This is a genomic window from Streptomyces sp. NPDC050211, from assembly GCF_040656035.1.
Taxonomy (GTDB): Bacteria; Actinomycetota; Actinomycetes; order Streptomycetales; family Streptomycetaceae; genus Streptomyces.
In genome coordinates, this window is the sequence record NZ_JBFALC010000028.1 from 101523 (window position 1) to 116700 (window position 15178).

12 protein-coding genes, 1 tRNA gene and 1 pseudogene are annotated in these 15178 nt (G+C 69.6%); 9 read left to right on the top strand and 5 right to left on the bottom strand.

What is annotated here, in order from left to right:
* The first annotated feature begins 89 nt into the window (after positions 1–89).
* The gene (locus tag AB0I98_RS26175; protein WP_362945740.1) at positions 90–1223 is read left to right on the top strand and encodes an acyl-CoA dehydrogenase family protein; all 1134 of its coding nucleotides are present in this window, start codon (positions 90–92) and stop codon (positions 1221–1223) included.
* 207 nt (positions 1224–1430) lie between these two features.
* On the opposite strand, the gene AB0I98_RS26180 is transcribed toward AB0I98_RS26175, so the two are convergent.
* The 4 genes from AB0I98_RS26180 to AB0I98_RS26195 form a co-directional block, all read right to left on the bottom strand.
* Positions 1431–1760, bottom strand: coding sequence for a rhodanese-like domain-containing protein (locus AB0I98_RS26180; RefSeq protein ID WP_362945771.1), 330 nt, complete (start codon positions 1758–1760; stop codon positions 1431–1433).
* 58 nt (positions 1761–1818) lie between these two features.
* Positions 1819–2574, bottom strand: a complete 756-nt coding sequence (locus AB0I98_RS26185; protein ID WP_362945773.1) for a hypothetical protein — start codon at positions 2572–2574, stop codon at positions 1819–1821.
* 365 nt (positions 2575–2939) lie between these two features.
* The gene (locus tag AB0I98_RS26190) at positions 2940–4373 is read right to left on the bottom strand and encodes a DUF2252 domain-containing protein (RefSeq protein ID WP_362945743.1); all 1434 of its coding nucleotides are present in this window, start codon (positions 4371–4373) and stop codon (positions 2940–2942) included.
* 146 nt (positions 4374–4519) lie between these two features.
* Positions 4520–4882 carry a helix-turn-helix domain-containing protein gene (locus tag AB0I98_RS26195; protein WP_362945746.1) on the bottom strand — a complete coding sequence of 121 codons (363 nt, stop codon included), beginning with the start codon at positions 4880–4882 and terminating at the stop codon, positions 4520–4522.
* Between the two features lie 122 nt (positions 4883–5004).
* Between AB0I98_RS26195 and AB0I98_RS26200 the strand changes: the two genes are divergently transcribed.
* Positions 5005–5658 carry an NAD(P)H-dependent oxidoreductase gene (locus AB0I98_RS26200; RefSeq protein ID WP_362945749.1) on the top strand — a complete coding sequence of 218 codons (654 nt, stop codon included), beginning with the start codon at positions 5005–5007 and terminating at the stop codon, positions 5656–5658.
* A gap of 127 nt (positions 5659–5785) precedes the next feature.
* Here AB0I98_RS26200 and AB0I98_RS26205 read toward each other — a convergent pair.
* Positions 5786–5869: transfer RNA gene (locus AB0I98_RS26205), tRNA-Leu, on the bottom strand.
* 473 nt (positions 5870–6342) lie between these two features.
* Here AB0I98_RS26205 and AB0I98_RS26210 point away from each other — a divergent pair.
* The 7 genes and pseudogenes from AB0I98_RS26210 to AB0I98_RS26240 all read left to right on the top strand — a co-directional run.
* The gene (locus AB0I98_RS26210) at positions 6343–7122 is read left to right on the top strand and encodes a DUF3662 and FHA domain-containing protein (RefSeq protein ID WP_362945751.1); all 780 of its coding nucleotides are present in this window, start codon (positions 6343–6345) and stop codon (positions 7120–7122) included.
* A gap of 10 nt (positions 7123–7132) precedes the next feature.
* Positions 7133–7651, top strand: a complete 519-nt coding sequence (locus AB0I98_RS26215; protein ID WP_362945753.1) for an FHA domain-containing protein — start codon at positions 7133–7135, stop codon at positions 7649–7651.
* Positions 7652–7771: 120 nt separating this feature from the next.
* Positions 7772–9310, top strand: a complete 1539-nt coding sequence (locus AB0I98_RS26220; RefSeq protein ID WP_362945754.1) for a Stp1/IreP family PP2C-type Ser/Thr phosphatase — start codon at positions 7772–7774, stop codon at positions 9308–9310.
* A gap of 27 nt (positions 9311–9337) precedes the next feature.
* Entirely contained in the window at positions 9338–10777 is a 1440-nt protein-coding gene (locus tag AB0I98_RS26225) for an FtsW/RodA/SpoVE family cell cycle protein (RefSeq protein ID WP_362945757.1), read from the top strand.
* The gene (locus AB0I98_RS26230; protein WP_362945759.1) at positions 10774–12243 is read left to right on the top strand and encodes a penicillin-binding protein 2; all 1470 of its coding nucleotides are present in this window, start codon (positions 10774–10776) and stop codon (positions 12241–12243) included. Before AB0I98_RS26225 ends, AB0I98_RS26230 begins: the two co-directional genes overlap by 4 nt.
* A 173-nt stretch (positions 12244–12416) precedes the next feature.
* Complete coding sequence (gene pknB, locus AB0I98_RS26235; RefSeq protein ID WP_362945762.1) at positions 12417–14417, top strand: Stk1 family PASTA domain-containing Ser/Thr kinase; 2001 nt, start codon at positions 12417–12419, stop codon at positions 14415–14417.
* 210 nt (positions 14418–14627) lie between these two features.
* Positions 14628–15178, top strand: a pseudogene (locus AB0I98_RS26240) (restriction endonuclease); the annotation flags it as partial.

Sequence of the window (15178 nt, forward strand, 5' to 3'; positions counted from 1 at the left end):
CCGGGGCCGCCCGCCCGTTCCCTTCTCCTAGAACCTGTTCTATCTTGACGCTCCGTCAGATCAGCGGATCCGCCGGAGGGACAGGGACTGTGGACTTCACCTTCACCGAGGAGCAGGCGGCGGCGGCCGAGGCGGCGCGGGGAGTGTTCGGCGGGGTCGCGCCGGATGCCATGCCCAGCCCGGCGCTCACCCTGGGCGCCGTTGCCGACGACTTCGACCGGGAGCTGTGGGCCAGGCTCGCCGACGCGGACCTGCTGAGCCTGCTCCTCGCCCCGGAGTACGGCGGGGCGGGCCTCGACGCCGTCGCGCTGTGCCTCGTCCTGCGGGAGTCGGCGAAGGTGCTGGCGCGGGTGCCGCTGCTGGAGAGCTGCGCGGCCGCCGCGACCATACAGGCTTATGGCGGCGAGGAGTTGAGGTCCGAGCTGCCGGCGCGGGCGGGGCGGGGTGAGGTGGTCCTGACCGTCGCCGCCGCCGGCCGTACCGGGCACGACCCGGCCGAACTCGCCGTCACCGCACGCCAGGAGGGCGACCACTGGACACTGGACGGGCTGCAGACGGCGGTGCCCTGGGCGTACAACGCGGACTTCGTCCTCGTACCGGCCCGGACGGACGCCGACCGGACCATCCTCGCGGTGGTGCCCCGGGTGCACGAGGGGGTGGTGCTCGCCGAGCAGTTCTCCACGAACGGGGAGCGGCTGGCCGAACTGCGCCTGGACTCCGCGCGGATCGCGGCCCGCGATGTCATCGACGCCGACGGCGCCTGGGAGTGGCTGCGCGATCTGCTGGCCACCGGGACCTGCGCGCTGGCCCTCGGACTCGGTTCCCAGGTACTGCGGATGACCAGCGAATACACGGGCAAACGGGAGCAGTTCGGGTTCCCGGTGGCCACGTTCCAGGCGGTCGCCGTGCAGGCCGCCGACCGCTACATCGACCTGCGCGCGATGGAGGCCACGCTGTGGCAGGCCGCATGGCGGATCGCGTCGAGGGCACCGGGGGCGCTGCCTGCCGCCGGGGACGTGGCCGTCGCGAAGATCTGGGCGGGGGAAGGCGTACGGCGGATCGTGCAGACCGCGCAGCATCTGCACGGCGGCTTCGGTGCCGACACCGACTATCCGCTGCACCGGTACCACGCCTGGGCCAAGCACCTGGAGCTCTCGCTCGGCCCGGCGGCGGCACACGAGGAGGCGCTGGGCGATCTGCTGGCGGCGCATCCACTGGGCTGACACGCCAGCACCCGCCGATCGAGCCGCAAAGCCCTGGCCACCGCCGACCGAGCAGCGATACCAGGACGACCGCCGCGCCCACGTCACGGAGCCCGAGGGCCCAGAACTCGAGGGCCCGGAGCCCAAGGCCAGGAACCCGAGGGGCCGGAGCCCAAGGCCAGGAACCCGAGGACCCGCAGCCCCAGCGCCCGTTCCTGCGGGCCGGCCCTAGAGGACGTACCCGGGCTGTCCCTGGTCCGTCACGACCGGTCGGCCCGCGTGGGCACACATCTCCATGCCGCCGTCGACGTTCACGGCGTCGATGCCCTGCTGGACGAGGTACATCGTGACCTGGGCCGAACGTCCGCCGGAACGGCAGATCACATGGACCCGGCCGTCCTGCGGCGCCGCCTCGGTCACCTCGCCGTACCGGGCCACGAACTCGCTGATGGGGACGTGCAGTGCCCCTTCGGCGTGACCCGCCTGCCACTCGTCGTCCTCGCGGACGTCCAGCAGGAAGTCGCCGTCCTTGAGGTCCGAGACCTCGACCGTGGGCACACCAGCTCCGAAACTCATGCCCCCGACGCTACCGGACCGTCCGCACGGCCCGACGCGGCTACCGCAGCAGCTCCGCCAGCTTCGCCTCACGCTCGGCGACCTGGGCCAGCAACTGCTCGGCGACCTCGTCCAGAAGGCGGTCGGGGTCGTCCGGGGCGATCCGAAGCATGGCGCCGATCGCGCTCTCCTCCAGCTCGCGGGCGACAACGGCGATCAGTTCCTTGCGCTGGGCGAGCCATTCGAGGCGGGCGTAAAGCTCCTCGGCCGGGCTCGGGTGCCGCTCCTCGGGGACCGGTCCGGCGGCCCACTCCGCGGCCAGCTCCCGCAGCAGCGCCTCGTCGCCACGGCCGTAGGCGGCGTTGACCCGCGTGATGAACTCCTCACGCCGCTTGCGCTCGCCCTCCTCCTGCGCCAGGTCGGGGTGGGCCTTGCGGGCCAGCTCGCGGTAGAGCTTGCGGGCCTCGTCGCTGGGGCGCACCCGCTGCGGAGGCCGTACCGGCTGCTCGGTGAGCATCGCAGAGGCCTCCGGGGACAGCCCGTCCCCGTCCATCCAGCCGTGGAACAGCTCCTCGACGCCCGGCATCGGCATGACGCGCGCCCGCGCCTCGTCCGCCTTGCGCACATCCTCGGGGTCGCCGGTGCGGGCGGCCACGGCCTCGGCGATCTGTGCGTCCAGTTCGTCGAGCCGGGCGTACATCGGGCCGAGCCTCTGATGGTGCAGCCGCGAGAAGTTCTCCACCTCCACCCGGAAGGTCTCCACCGCGATCTCATACTCGATGAGCGCCTGCTCAGCAGCCCGCACGGCCCGCTCCAGCCGCTCCTCGGGGCGAGGAGCGGCGTCTTCGGACGCGGCACCAGTGTCTTCGGACGCGGCACCGGCGTCTTCGAGCCCGGCCGCACTGTCCTCGGCCCCGGGCAGGCCGTCGTCCGGCGTCACGCCCGCCTCTCCGGCGACGCCACCCTGCTCAGCTTCCGACCTCGTCACGCGACCAGCGTAGGCCACGCCTCGACCGACCCCGACGGCCTCACCGCCTGAGCGCTCCGCTGGATATGCGGTTCGTTCGCCGCGGGCCGGTGGGGGCTGGTCGCTCTCCCACTCTCGGCTTCGCTCGAGCGGGGGGACCCCCATCGCGGCGGAGCCGCATATTGACACAGCCCCGCGCCCCTTGCGGGGCGCGGTCACACCCCCGTCTCCGCTTCAACCCGCCCCGCCCGCACCGCCGCCACCAGCTCCGCGTGGTCCGCCTCCGTGCGGTCGGCGTAGGCCACCGCGAACGTCGCCATCGCCTCGTCCAGTTCCTCGTTCTTGCCGCAGTAGCCGGAGATGAGGCGGGGGTCGGCGCTGTGGGAGTGGGCGCGGGCCAGGAGGGCGCCGGTCATGCGGGCGTAGTCGTCTATCTGGTCGGTGGAGAGGGCGGCGGGGTCGACGCTGCCCTTGCGGTTGCGGAACTGGCGTACCTGGAAGGGGCGGCCGTCGACCGTCGTCCAGCCCAGCAGGATGTCGCTGACGACCTGCATCCGCTTCTGGCCCAGCACCACACGGCGGCCCTCGTGGTCCACCTCGGGCGCCTCGAACCCCGCCGTCACCAGGTGCGGAACCAGCACCGAGGGCCTGGCCTCCTTCACCTGCAGCACCAGCGGCTCGCCTCGGTGGTCCAGCAGCAGCACGACGTACGACCGCGTGCCCACGCTGCCCGTGCCGACCACCCGGAAGGCCACGTCGTGCACCGTGTGCCGGGCCAGCAGGGGAAGGCGGTCCTCGGAGAGCGTCGTCACATACTCCTCCAGGGACACCGCCACGGCCGCCGCCTCCGCGTCCGGCACCTGCCGCAGCACCGGAGGGGCGTCGACGAAGCGCCGCCCGCCGTCCTCGGTCGGCACGGTCGACCGCTCCGCGAAGCGCCCGCTGGTGTTGGCGCGGGCCTTCTCGGCGACCCGCTCCAGCGTGCCGAGCAGGTCATGGGCGTCGGTGTGGGAGACGAGCTCCTCGTCCGCGATGGCGTTCCACGCGTCCAGGACCGGGAGCTTGGCCAGCAGCCGCATGGTGCGGCGGTAGGAGCCCACCGTGTCGTGCGCCGCCTTGCGGCAGGTGTCCTCGTCGGCGCCCGCCTCCCGGGCCGCCAGGACCAGCGAGGCGGCGAGCCGCTTGAGGTCCCACTCCCAGGGGCCGTGGACCGTTTCGTCGAAGTCGTTCAGATCGATGACCAGGCGGCCGCTCGCGTCGCCGTAGAGCCCGAAGTTGGCCGCGTGGGCGTCGCCGCAGATCTGGGCGCGGATCCGGGTCATGGGGGTGCGGGCCAGGTCGTAGGCCATCAGGGCCGCGGAGCCGCGCAGGAAGGCGAAGGGGGTCGCCGCCATGCGGCCGATCCGCAGCGGTGTGAGTTCGGGCAGCCGGCCGCGGCTGGACTCCTCGACCGCGCTCACCGCGTCGGGGCGGGAGCCGTCCAGGTCGAGCGCGGCGTGTGTGCTCCGCGGAACCAGCCTGCGCAGTGCCTTGCCCTCTTCCTTCGGCGACTGAGCCCCCGCGGCGGACCACTCGGCGAAACCCCGCACGCCCGGCAGCCGGCGCACCGCCCCGGCCTCCACGGCAGCCCCCTGGACCGCCTCAGCCAAACCCGCATCCACTTGGGTCACAACGACCGCCTCCCCCGCACGCGCACGAACATCAACTCGTGCCGACCGTACAACCGGCAGCCAGAACGCGTCAGACCCTGTGGACAACTCCACAGCTGTGGAAAACCCGTCATCCGTGCCCGGGGCTAACAGCCGCCGTCCCGCTCACCCTCCGGCAGATGCTTCTCCGCCCACTCCCCGAGCTCCCGGAGGGCGGGCCCCAGCGCCGCTCCCGCCTCCGTCAGCCGGTACGACACCCGCAGCGGCGGCCCCTCCTCGACCTCGCGCACCAGCAGTCCTGCGGCGCCGAGTTCGGTGAGGCGGTCGGAGAGCATGCGCTCGCTGATCCCGGGGACGGCCCGCCGCAGATCGGCGAAGTGCGCGGGCTGTTCCACCAGCACGGACACGATCGGACCGGTCCAGCGCTTGCCGAGCAGCGTGAAGACACGGGTGATCCCGCCGTCCACCCGCTTGCACGTCGATTCGTCGTGAATCCGCTCACCCGCCATGGGTTCAGGGTACTGCCCCGACGTATGGGGATGAAAAAAAGTAAGTACCTGTGTTATCCATAGTCGAGTACGAAAACTTAGCCCGCCGATCCCGTGCGGGCACCGCTCTCCTTGGAGACCCCATGGCCACGCTGCTCCACATCGACTCGTCCGTGTTCCCCAGCGGCGCCTCCGCGTCCCGCGCCGTCACGGACACCTTCCGCACGACCTGGGAGGAACAGCACCCCGAGGGCACGGTGATCTACCGCGATCTCTCCGTGAGCCCCGTGCCGCACATCACCGCCGACGCCCACACCGCCGCCTTCGCCGACCCGGCCACGCACAGCCCCGAGCAGGCGGCCGCCTTCGCCGAGCGCCAGCAGCTGATCGAGGAGCTGGAGCAGGCGGACGCCGTACTGATCGGCGCCCCGATGTACAACTACGCGATCCCGTCCACCCTGAAGGCCTGGCTGGACCACGTGATCCTGATGGGCCGCACCGCGGCCGCCGAGGACTCGAAGATCAAGGGCACCCCGGTCACCGTGGTCGCCAGCCGCGGCGGCTCCTACGCCCCGGGCACCCCGCGCGCGGGCTCCGAATATGTACAGAACTACCTGTCGGCGATCTTCGCCGAGACCCTCGCCATGGAGCTCGACTTCATCGTCCCGGAGCTCACCATGGCCCCGCACAACCCGGCGATGGCCGAGCTGGTCCCCCTCTTCGAGGCCTCCCGCGAACGCGCCCTCGACGACGCCGCCGCCAAGGCCAAGAAGCTGGCGCAGCGCTTCGCCGCGTAACGGTCTTCGAGGGCGCCCACAGGGTGAGTCCGCGGTGTGATTGTCCTCTCACCCGCGGCCCCTCGTGCCGCCCGTCCGGGGAACGCAAAAGCCCCGCAGGTCCGAGACCTGCGGGGCTTTTGTCCGGTGCGCGAGGGGGGAGTTGAACCCCCACGCCCTTGCGGGCACTGGAACCTGAATCCAGCGCGTCTGCCTATTCCGCCACCCGCGCATTGGGTGTGTCCTCGGGCCCTTCCCCCATGGGGTTTGGCGCCCTCCGACACGCAGAACATTAGCACGCCGGCCAGGGTGGGTTCACATCCCTTATCCCTGGGAAGCCGCCGACCAGCGACGTCTGTTCCGTCGGCCGGACCGGGCGGCAAACCTCCGAACCCCGGGCTACGTATCAACGTGTACCGGTTCACGTATCAACCTCGTACCGGTACCGGCCGTCTCCCCAGGAGCCGGTCGGGGTCCACAGTCAGGTGCGGGACACTTGTCTGCGGCCGCCTCTACGATCCTTGGCAGGACTGTGTCCCCGAGGGAGTTCGAAGGGGACCTGAGGAGGGAACTTCGTCAGGCGTCGACAACCGCCGACTGGGCCGACAGGGGGAACCAGCCGATTCACCGGCGCGTGGATACGATCAGTAAGCAGTACCAGGTAAGAAGCAGTACACAGGACGACAGCCTAGGAGGAGGTGCCCCATGGGAGTCCTGAAGAAGTTCGAGCAGCGTCTCGAAGGTCTGGTCAACGGCACCTTTGCCAAGGTCTTCAAGTCCGAGGTGCAGCCCGTGGAGATCGCGGGCGCGCTCCAGCGTGAGTGCGACAACAACGCCACCATCTGGAACCGCGACCGCACCGTCGTACCCAATGACTTCATCGTGGAGCTGAGCACGCCGGACTTCGAGCGGCTCAGCCCCTACTCCGGCCAGCTCGGCGACGAGCTCGCCGGCATGGTGCGCGACTACGCCAAGCAGCAGCGCTACACCTTCATGGGCCCCATCAAGGTCAACCTGGAGAAGGCGGACGACCTCGACACCGGCCTGTACCGGGTGCGCAGCCGTACGCTCGCGTCCTCCACCGACCAGCAGGCCCCGGCAGGCGCCCCCGCGGCCCCGCCGGCCGCCGGACGCCCCGGCGGCGGTTACGGCTACCCGCAGCCCGCGGGCGGCCAGCGTCCCGCCGCCCCCGCGGCCGGCGGCCGCACCCGCTACTGGATCGAGATCAACGGCACCCGCCATCAGATCTCCCGCGCGACGCTGGTGCTGGGCCGCAGCACCGAGGCCGACGTGCGGATCGACGACCCCGGCGTCTCCCGCCGGCACTGCGAGATCCGGACCGGAACGCCCTCGACGATCCAGGATCTCGGGTCCACCAACGGCATCGTGGTGGACGGGCAGCACACCACCCGCGCTACGCTCCGCGACGGCTCGCGGATCGTCGTGGGCAGCACCACCATCATTTACCGGCAAGCCGAAGGGTGAAGCGGGGGCAATGTCAGAGCTGACCCTCACGGTCATGCGGCTGGGTTTCCTGGCCGTACTGTGGCTGTTCGTGATCGTGGCCGTGCAGGTCATCCGCAGCGACCTGTTCGGAACGCGCGTCACACAGCGCGGCTCACGGCGGGAAGCGGGCCGGCAGCAGCAGGCCGCCGCCCGTCAGGCGGCGCCTCCGCAGCAGCGCCAGCAACCCGCCGCCGGCGGTCGCAGGGGCCGTAACGCCCCGACGAAGCTCGTCGTGTCCGAGGGCACCCTCACCGGCACGACCGTCGCGCTGCAGGGCCAGACCATCACCCTGGGCCGGGCGCACGACAGCACGATCGTGCTGGACGACGACTACGCCTCCAGCCGCCATGCCAGGATCTACCCGGACCGCGACGGCCAGTGGATCGTCGAGGACCTGGGCTCCACCAACGGCACGTACCTGGACCGGTCCCGGCTGACGACCCCCACACCGATCCCGCTGGGCGCGCCGATCCGCATCGGCAAGACCGTCATCGAGCTGCGGAAGTAGTACGACAATGAGCGAGCGGAGCGAGCACGCAGCGGCGGTCCACACCCCGGACCCCGGCGCGCTCCCGACCGGAGGGTGGGCACCGTGCGGATGTACCCGGAGCCGACGGGCGAGGTGCGCATGAGTCTGTCTTTGCGCTTCGCCGCCGGATCGCACAAAGGCATGATCCGGGAAGGCAACGAGGACTCCGGATACGCCGGGCCCCGCCTGCTCGCCATCGCCGACGGCATGGGCGGCGCCGCGGCCGGCGAGGTCGCCTCCTCCGAGGCGATCTCCACGATCGTCGCCCTCGACGACGACGTCCCCGGCTCCGACATCCTCACCTCGCTCGGTACGGCCGTGCAGCGCGCCAACGACCAGCTGCGCGCGATGGTCGAAGAAGACCCGCAGCTGGAGGGCATGGGGACCACCCTCACCGCCCTGCTGTGGACCGGGCAGCGGCTCGGTCTCGTCCACGTCGGCGACTCGCGCGCGTATCTGCTCCGCGACGGCGTCCTCACCCAGATCACGCAGGACCACACCTGGGTGCAGCGGCTCGTCGACGAGGGCCGCATCACCGAAGAGGAAGCCACCACTCACCCCCAACGCTCCCTGCTGATGCGGGCGTTGGGCAGCGGCGACCACGTGGAGCCCGACCTCTCCATCCGTGAAGTCCGCGCCGGCGACCGCTACTTGATCTGCTCCGACGGCCTGTCCGGCGTCGTCTCCCACCAGACGCTCGAGGACACCCTTGCCAGCTACCAAGGCCCCCAGGAGACCGTGCAGGAGCTGATCCAGCTCGCGCTGCGCGGCGGCGGCCCCGACAACATCACCGTCATCGTCGCCGACGTCCTCGACCTGGACACCGGCGACACTCTCGCCGGGCAGCTCTCCGACACCCCGGTCGTGGTCGGAGCGGTCGCCGAGAACCAGCACCAGCTGCATGACAACGGCATCATGCAGACCCCGGCCGGACGCGCCTCAGGGCTCGGCCGTCAGGTCCCCGGCCAGGGCGGCGGCGAGTTCGGCCCGCCCGGCTCCGGCGACACCACCGGCTACATCCCCGAAGGCAGCTTCGGGGACTACACCGACGACGACTTCATCAAACCGCGGCGGCGCGGCAGGTGGCTGAAAAGATCCCTCTACGGCGTCCTCGCGCTCGCCGTCATCGGCGGCGGGCTCTACGGCGGCTGGCGCTGGACGCAGACGCAGTACTACGTCGGCGTCAACGACGAGCATGTCGCCCTGTACCGCGGCATCAGCCAGGACCTGGCCTGGGTCTCGCTGTCGGACGTGGAGAAGGACCACCCCGAGATCGAACTCAAGTACCTGCCGCCGTACCAGCAGAAGCTCGTCGAGGGCACGATCGCCGAGGGCGACCTGAAGCAGGCCCAGAAGAAGATCGACGAACTGGCCGTGCAGGCGTCCGCGTGCAAGAAGCGGTCCGAGCAGCAGGCGACCCAGAGCGAGAACAACTCCAAGACCGGCCAGGGCGAGGCCGGAGGCACCACGGGAACCACCCGTTCCTCCTTCACGTCCAAGGCGACACCGACACCCACCAATCCGCCGGGGACGACCGCTCCGAATCCATCCACGTCCCCGACCGCACCGACCCCCACGCCCGGCCCGACTCTCTCGGAGGAAGAGCAGAAGGTCGTCTCGCAGTGCGGTACGCAGTAGGCAAGCCGTGAGAGGCCCCGTCACACGATGAGCAGTTCTCCCAACACGTCGACGCACCACACGTCCACGATCGGCTCGATCGGCACCCCGAGCCGGCGCAACACCGAGCTCGCCCTGCTGGTGTTCGCCGTCCTCATCCCGGTCTTCGCCTACGCCAACGTCGGCCTCGCCATCAACGACCAGGTCCCGGCCGGCCTGCTGAGCTACGGCCTGGGCCTCGGCCTCCTGGCCGGCGTCGCCCATCTCGTCGTACGCAAGTTCGCACCGTACGCGGACCCGCTGATGCTGCCCCTGGCCACGCTGCTCAACGGCCTCGGGCTCGTCGCGATCTGGCGGCTGGACCAGTCCGAGCTGCTGAAGGGCCTCGGCATCGCCGGCGGCAAGGCGACCAACCAGCTGCTGTACACGGCCATGGGCATCGCGCTGTTCGCCGTCGTGATGATCTTCCTCAAGGACCACCGGGTCTTGCAGCGCTACACCTACATCTCCATGGTCGGCGCACTGGTCCTGCTGCTCCTGCCGCTCGTCCCGGGCCTCGGCGCCGAACTCACCTACGGCGCCAAGATCTGGATCCAGGTCGGCAGCTTCACCATCCAGCCCGGTGAGTTCGCCAAGATCGTGCTGGCGGTCTTCTTCGCCGGCTACCTGATGGTCAAGCGCGACGCGCTCGCCCTCGCCAGCCGCCGCTTCATGGGCCTGTACCTGCCGCGCGGCCGCGACCTCGGCCCGATCATCGTCGTCTGGGCGATGTCGATCCTCATCCTGGTCTTCGAGACCGACCTCGGTACATCGCTGCTGTTCTTCGGAATGTTCGTCATCATGCTGTACGTCGCCACCGAGCGGACCAGCTGGATCGTCTTCGGTCTGATGATGTCCGCGGTCGGCGCCGTCGGCGTGGCCAGCTTCGAGCCGCACGTCCAGCAGCGCGTCGACGCCTGGCTCGACCCGATGCGCGAGTACACGCTCAGCCAGGAGGGCGTCTACGGCCACTCCGAGCAGGCGATGCAGGCCCTGTGGGCCTTCGGCTCCGGCGGCACCCTCGGCACCGGCTGGGGCCAGGGCCACTCCGAGCTCATCCGGTTCGCCGCCAACTCCGACTTCATCCTCGCCACCTTCGGCGAGGAACTGGGCCTGGCCGGCGTCATGGCACTGCTGCTGCTGTACGGCCTGATCGTCGAGCGCGGCGTGCGCACCGCTCTCGCCGCCCGCGACCCGTTCGGCAAGCTGCTCGCCATCGGCCTGTCCGGCGCCTTCGCGCTGCAGGTCTTCGTCGTCGCCGGCGGCGTCATGGGCCTGATCCCGCTGACCGGTATGACCATGCCGTTTCTGGCGTACGGCGGTTCCTCAGTCATCGCCAACTGGGCGCTCATCGGCATCCTGATCAGAATCAGCGACACCGCCCGCCGCCCGGCCCCGGCCCCCGCACCCAACCCCGACGCCGAGATGACCCAGGTGGTTCGACCGTGAACAAGCCCCTGCGCCGGATCGCGCTCTTCTGCGGACTGCTCATCCTCACCCTGCTCATCCGGGACAACTGGCTGCAGTACGCCCAGGCCGACAGCCTCAGGGAAGACCCCAAGAACCGCCGCGTCGCCATCGCCCGCTACGCCACCCCGCGCGGCGACATCATCGTCGACGGCAAGGCCATCACCGGCCACGCCACGACAAAGGGCGACTTCAAGTACAAGCGCACCTACAAGGACGGCGCCATGTGGGCGCCCGTCACCGGCTTCGTCTCCCAGGCCTACGGTGCCAACCAGCTGGAGTCCATCGAGGACGGCATCCTCACCGGCAACGACGACCGGCTCTTCTTCCGCAACACCCTCGACATGATCACCGGCAAGGCGAAGGAGGGCGGCAATGTCGTCACCACCCTCAACGCCGCCGCGCAGAAAGCCGCGTACGACGGTCTGAAGGCCCAGGGCGGCAAGGGCGCCGTCGCCGCGATCGAACCGTCCACCGGCAAGATCCTGGCGCTGGCCTCCTTCCCGTCGTACGACCCCTCGACGATCGCCGGCGGCAGTACCTCGGACGAAGAGGCGTGGAAGAAGCTCCAGAAGAAGGCGAACCCCGACGACCCGATGCTGAACCGGGCGCTGCGCGAGGTCTACCCGCCCGGCTCCACCTTCAAGGTCGTCACCGCCGCCGCGGCGCTGGAGAACGGCCTGTACCCGGAGGCCGACAGCAAGACGGACACGCCGCTGCCGTGGACCATGCCGGGCACCACCACCGTGCTGAAGAACGACGGGGACATCCCCTGCAAGAACGCGACGCTCCGGGTCGCCCTGCAGTGGTCCTGCAACACCGTCTTCGGCAAGATCGGTTCCGATCTCGAGAACGAGAAGATGCTGGAGCAGGCCAAGAAGTTCGGCTTCACCGAGGAGCAGTTCACGCCGGTCCGCACCAGCGCTTCCATCTTCTCCGACGACATGAACAAGTCGCAGACCGCGCTGTCCTCCATCGGCCAGTTCAACACCGCCGCGAGCCCGCTGCAGATGGCCATGGTCGCCTCGGCCGTCGCCAACGACGGTGAGCTGATGAAGCCGTACATGGTCGACGAACTCCAGGCGCCGAACCTCGACCCCGTCGAGAAGACCGAACCCGAGCCCATGAGCCGCCCGCTGTCGGCGAAGAACGCGCAGATCCTCCAGTCGATGATGGAGACCGTCGTCGCCGACGGCACCGGCAAGAACGCGCAGATCGAGGGCGTCACCGTGGGCGGCAAGACCGGTACCGCCCAGCACGGCGTCGAGAACAGCAAGAACCCGTACGCCTGGTTCATCTCCTACGCCAAGACCGACGAGGGCTCACCGGTCGCCGTGGCCGTGGTCATCGAGGACGACGACGCGGTCCGTGGCGACATCTCCGGTGGTGGCCTCGCGGCGCCCATCGCGAAGAGCGTGATGGAGGCGGTCATCAACAGCAAGCGGTGAGAACCCCGTCACGTCGCCTTCACATCGGCGCACGTTGCGATACCGGTCCTGTATCGGCTGACGGGCTTGGCCAGGTCACACAAAGCGAGCCGGGTACGGTAGGCCCGGACGGCAGCCTCCGATCCGCACACGAGTGCGGATCGGGACCGACGGAGAGGGCTGGTAGGTAGCTTATGGAAGAGCCGCGTCGCCTCGGCGGCCGGTACGAGCTGGGCCAGGTGCTCGGCCGCGGTGGCATGGCGGAGGTCTACCTCGCCCATGACACCCGCCTCGGCCGCACCGTGGCAGTGAAGACGCTGCGCGCGGACCTCGCACGCGATCCGTCCTTCCAGGCCCGCTTCCGCCGGGAGGCCCAGTCGGCCGCCTCGCTCAACCACCCCGCGATCGTGGCGGTCTACGACACGGGCGAGGACTACATCGACAACGTGTCGATCCCGTACATCGTCATGGAGTACGTCGACGGCTCCACGCTCCGCGAGCTGCTGCACTCCGGCCGCAAACTGCTGCCGGAGCGCGCCATGGAGATGACCATCGGCATCCTCCAGGGCCTGGAGTACGCCCACCGCAACGGCATCGTCCACCGCGACATCAAGCCCGCCAACGTCATGCTGACGCGCAACGGCCAGGTCAAGGTGATGGACTTCGGCATCGCCCGCGCCATGGGCGACTCCGGCATGACGATGACCCAGACCGCGGCCGTCATCGGCACCGCGCAGTACCTGTCGCCGGAGCAGGCGAAGGGCGAGCAGGTGGATGCCCGCTCGGACCTCTACTCGACCGGCTGCCTGCTCTACGAGCTCCTGACGGTCCGCCCGCCGTTCGTGGGCGACTCCCCGGTGGCGGTCGCATACCAGCACGTGAGGGAAGAGCCCCAGGCCCCGTCCGTCTTCGACCCCGAGATCACGCCCGAAATGGACGCGATCGTCCTGAAGGCGCTGACCAAGGACCCCGACTACCGCTACCAGTCCGCCGACGAGATGCGCGCCGACATCGAGGCCTGCCTCGACGGCCAGCCCGTCGCCGCCACGGCGGCCATGGGTTCCGTCGGCTACGGCGGCTACCCGGACGACCAGCCCACCACCGCCCTGCGCTCCGCCGACGCCGGCGCCACATCGATGCTCCCGCCGATGAACCCGGACGACGGCGGCTTCGGCTACGACGACCGTCCCGACCGGCGACGCCAGAAGAAGTCGAACACCTCGACGATCCTGCTGGTCCTCGCGGGTGTGCTGGTGCTGGTCGGTGCGGTGCTGATCGGCAAGTGGGTGGTCGACGGCTCCGGCGGCGCGAGCAACGACAAGGTAGCGGTGCCGAACTTCGTGGACCTGACGCTGGAAGACGCCCAGAAGCAGGCCGAGAACGCGGAGCTGACCCTCGAGCCCACGGAGAAGGCGTGCGAGGACACGCCCAAGGGCTCCATCTGCTCGCAGAACCCGCAGCCCCCGACCGAGGTCAAGAAGGGCAGCACGGTCGAGGTCGTGGTGTCGACGGGCGCTCCGAAGGTGGCCGTGCCGAGCGTCATCGGCGACCCCCTCGAAGATGCCAAGGCGACGCTGGAGGACGACAAGTACGGGTTCGTCGTCAAGACGAAGACGAAGGAGTCCCCCGAGGACCCCGGCACCGTCCTCGAACAGGACCCGACCTCCGGCGAAGAGGTGGAGAAGGGAACCACCATCACCCTCACCATCGCCAAGGCCGAGGCGAAGTCCGTGGTCCCGGACGTCACCGGCCAGACCTGTGACGGGGCCAAGGCCCAGATGGAAGCCAGCGACCTCACCGGCAACTGCGTCGAGGTCGACACCGCCGACCCGAACCTGGTCGGCAAGGTCATCAACACCACGCCGACGGCCGGCTCCTCGCTCGACAAGGGCTCCACGGTCCAGATCAACATCGGCAAGGCCCAGCAGCAGACCCAGGTCCCGGACGTCCGCAACCAGACGGTCGCTCAGGCCAGGCAGCTGCTCGAGTCACGCGGCTTCACGAACATCCAGTTCGCGGACGGCAGCGACCCGAGCGACACGGCGATCGTGATCGACCAGGACCCCGACGAGAACACCGGGGTCGGCGACCCCGCCGGCACGACGGTCACCCTGACGACCGTGGGCTTCGGCAACGGAGGCAACGGCAACGGGGGCAACGACGGCGGCATCATCGGAGGCAACGAATCCGACTGATCCCCCAAGCCTGAGGCGTACGAGAGCCCCGCTCCCTCTGCACGAGGAAGCGGGGCTCTCTCCATTGGACGCCGACGCCACGCCCCCTCCATGACACGCCTGTGCGCGCATCGATCGTGTCTTCATATGTCACTACTCGTTGATCGGATGGGGTGGGGTTTCAGAGCTCTGCCCTGGCCACATGGCCACGACATGACGGAAGGGCAGAACATGATCAACGAACAGGCACTGCTGGAATCACAGGCCCTGCGCGGCAGCGTGCTCGACCGCACGGACGTGCTGGACAGAGTGAAGGTGCTGTCGCTGCTGCCGGACGGGATGCATGTGACTACGGCGATGGTGGCGGCGTACTTCGAGGTAGCCGAGACGGTCATCAACAACCTACTCAGCCGCCACCGGCAGGAGCTGGAGTCCAACGGCCTACGGGTGCTGCGCGGCTCCGACCTGCGCGAATTTCAGAAACTCAATGTGAGTTTCTCTTCCGAGGACGGTTATCCACAGCGGCGCTCAAGCCTGGCTGTCTGGTCACGCCGAGTCGTCCTCAACGTCGCCATGCTTCTCCGCGACAGCGAAGTCGCCCGCCAGGTGCGCACGTACCTCCTGAACATGGAGTACCTGGCGCGCACACAGCCTGTGGAAAACCCAGCTCCCACTGACGTCGTCTCTCTCGACGACCGCATCGACCAGCGCATCACCCACATCCTCGGCAAGACGGTCGTGCCGATGTTCAACGCCCTGATCGAAACGTCGGGCGAGCACCG

Bases quoted from the DNA above. Each gene is read 5' to 3' on its own strand.
- AB0I98_RS26195 (WP_362945746.1), bottom strand. From the start codon at position 4,882: ATGGCGGGTGAGCGGATTCACGACGAATCGACGTGCAAGCGGGTGGAC.
- AB0I98_RS26200 (WP_362945749.1), top strand. From the start codon at position 5,005: ATGGCCACGCTGCTCCACATCGACTCGTCCGTGTTCCCCAGCGGCGCC.
- AB0I98_RS26210 (WP_362945751.1), top strand. From the start codon at position 6,343: ATGGGAGTCCTGAAGAAGTTCGAGCAGCGTCTCGAAGGTCTGGTCAAC.
- AB0I98_RS26215 (WP_362945753.1), top strand. From the start codon at position 7,133: ATGTCAGAGCTGACCCTCACGGTCATGCGGCTGGGTTTCCTGGCCGTA.
- AB0I98_RS26220 (WP_362945754.1), top strand. From the start codon at position 7,772: ATGAGTCTGTCTTTGCGCTTCGCCGCCGGATCGCACAAAGGCATGATC.
- AB0I98_RS26225 (WP_362945757.1), top strand. From the start codon at position 9,338: ATGAGCAGTTCTCCCAACACGTCGACGCACCACACGTCCACGATCGGC.
- pknB (WP_362945762.1), top strand. From the start codon at position 12,417: ATGGAAGAGCCGCGTCGCCTCGGCGGCCGGTACGAGCTGGGCCAGGTG.